The 1,939-nt window shown below is 61.3% G+C and carries 5 protein-coding genes; 2 read left to right on the top strand and 3 right to left on the bottom strand.

Translation table 11 applies throughout. The features are described 5' to 3' along the window. Both F813_RS14280 and F813_RS0113390 read right to left on the bottom strand, forming a co-directional pair. Positions 1–311, bottom strand: a 311-nt coding sequence (locus F813_RS14280) for a putative toxin-antitoxin system toxin component, PIN family (RefSeq protein ID WP_081601325.1), incomplete at its 3' end; no start/stop codon positions are given. Beyond that, entirely contained in the window at positions 308–544 is a 237-nt protein-coding gene (locus F813_RS0113390; protein WP_017926936.1) for a ribbon-helix-helix protein, CopG family, read from the bottom strand. The genes F813_RS14280 and F813_RS0113390, both read right to left, overlap by 4 nt. Before the next feature lie 310 nt (positions 545–854). On the opposite strand from F813_RS0113390, the gene F813_RS0113395 reads away from it, so the two are divergent. Beyond that, positions 855–1,085 carry a type II toxin-antitoxin system Phd/YefM family antitoxin gene (locus F813_RS0113395; RefSeq protein ID WP_017926937.1) on the top strand — a complete coding sequence of 77 codons (231 nt, stop codon included), beginning with the start codon at positions 855–857 and terminating at the stop codon, positions 1,083–1,085. A gap of 1 nt (position 1,086) precedes the next feature. Beyond that, the gene (locus F813_RS0113400; RefSeq protein WP_026148297.1) at positions 1,087–1,473 is read left to right on the top strand and encodes a type II toxin-antitoxin system VapC family toxin; all 387 of its coding nucleotides are present in this window, start codon (positions 1,087–1,089) and stop codon (positions 1,471–1,473) included. 139 nt (positions 1,474–1,612) lie between these two features. Here F813_RS0113400 and F813_RS0113405 read toward each other — a convergent pair. Next, a partial coding sequence (locus F813_RS0113405) for a transposase (RefSeq protein ID WP_017926939.1) occupies positions 1,613–1,939 on the bottom strand: 327 nt, incomplete at its 5' end.

Below are 1,939 nucleotides of genomic sequence, written 5' to 3' on the forward strand. Positions count from 1 at the left end.
AGATCCCACAGGTGAGCATCTCCGGCATCCGGAGCCGAAATCGATGTGGGGCTCGGCTCACGCCAGATCGCATTGGCGACCAGTTCGGTCACCAAGTCATCGATATGCGAGTCCGAAAGGCCATGCAGCCGAACCAGCGACGGCCGCAAGAGAACCCTGCGATATTCGGATATCAGGTCAGGCGAAGTCAGGAAAGGAAAATGTCCCGCCAGTATCCCGTCCAAGACACGGCATACGGGTGAGCGTGGCGTACTGGACAGAAGCCCCGCCACCACGACGTTGGTGTCAACCACCAGCGTCCACGGCTTCATCGGCCGCGCTCGGAACGGGTCTCCTCCAGCGCTAGAGCCATGGCATCTTCTTCGCTTAGCGCTGCGCGCTTCCGAGCCGAGACCACTAATTGCCGCGCCTCGCTACGGGTACGAATCCCGCGATAGACCAGGCTCTCCTCGATAATCGAGGCGATGGAACGGTGCTGCCGCGCCGCCGCCTCTTTCAGGGCCTGATGCAGCTGGTCGTCCAGGGTGATGGTTAATCGGCTCATCGAAGCACTCCTGACGGGCTTAATCGTAGACACCAAAACACCATAGCACCAGATTAGAGCAAGGGCCAGCCAGAGGACCGCGCCCGCCCAAGGAGACCTCCGTTGCACCCCGCCCGGAGCCTGCTCCGGAGCGCACCCTCAGCGCGCAAGCCAGTGCCGAGCACCATCGAGTAGCGGGGGCTGGGGGTCTACCTTTGGATTTCGCAGGGCCTGGATATGAGCCAGTCGACGGGTGAACTGAGGAAACGATTGATTGCTGCAACGCCACCAGATAGGCTTAGCCTTAAGACTTAGTCATATTGGACGACTTATGAGCACGACGGTCAACGTACACGAAGCAAAGACGCACCTATCCCGGCTACTGAAGCGCGCCCATGACGGCGAAGAGATCATCCTGGCCAAGTCAGGCCGGCCGTATGCGCGGCTGGTGCCGCTGGCATCCCCTCAATTACAGCGCCAACCCGGGCGCATAACGGGCCAGGTCGAAGACGCATTCTTCGAACCCTTGCCGGAGGATGAACTCGCCGCTTGGGAGAAATAGTGTGCGAGTCCTGCTCGATACCCACGCCCTGCTCTGGTGGTTAACGAACGATTCGCGGCTATCGTCACGCGCTCGGGAAATCATTGGGGACTTGGATAACGCTGTCATGGTAAGCGCCGCCAGCGCATGGGAGATTGCGACCAAGCATCGGCTGGGCAAACTGCAGATTGGCGGTGTGGTCATCCAGCGCTTTGATGAACTCGTCACCGCAGATGGCTTTACGCATCTGGCCGTCAACTACTCGCAAGCGGTCCACGCCGGGACGTATTCTGTCGACCATCGCGACCCGTTCGATCGCATACTGGCCGCCCAGGCAGAGCTCGAGCAGATCCCATTGCTGACCACCGATCCGGCCTTGCGCGACTTCCCGATACGCTGCATCTGGTAATACAGGAACCGGGGAAAGGTTTGTTTTCCGTCTACATTCCTGCTGGTGTTCTGGACCCTCGAACGGCGCACCCCTGCCCGTACCGCTCCGGAGGGTGTACCCCCTCTCAGCGGGCCAGCCGGAGCATCAATCGACCTGATTAGCAACGAGAGTCAGCCAGTCGCAGAACCCGCTCGGGCACGGGCCGGCAGTGCACGGCGGCGACCAGCAGTCGCGCCGGCAACGTCGCCAGATCAAAGCGTCGGTTGAAGCGGTAGGCGAATGCCGCGAGGTAACGGGCTGCGTACTTGGCGAACGCAAATGCATGGTAGCTCCCGCTCAGGCTGGTTTTGAGGTTGCCGAGCACGGTGTTGATCCATTGGAATTCGGGAAGATCCTGGGGTTTGCGCCCGGCCACGACCGTCGGCTGGTGCCGGCAGTCGGCCCTTGCGACGGCGCGGAAGCACGCCAGGCCATCGGAGTGAAC

Source organism: Thioalkalivibrio sp. HL-Eb18 (genome assembly GCF_000364985.1).
Lineage (GTDB): Bacteria > Pseudomonadota > Gammaproteobacteria > Ectothiorhodospirales > Ectothiorhodospiraceae > Thioalkalivibrio.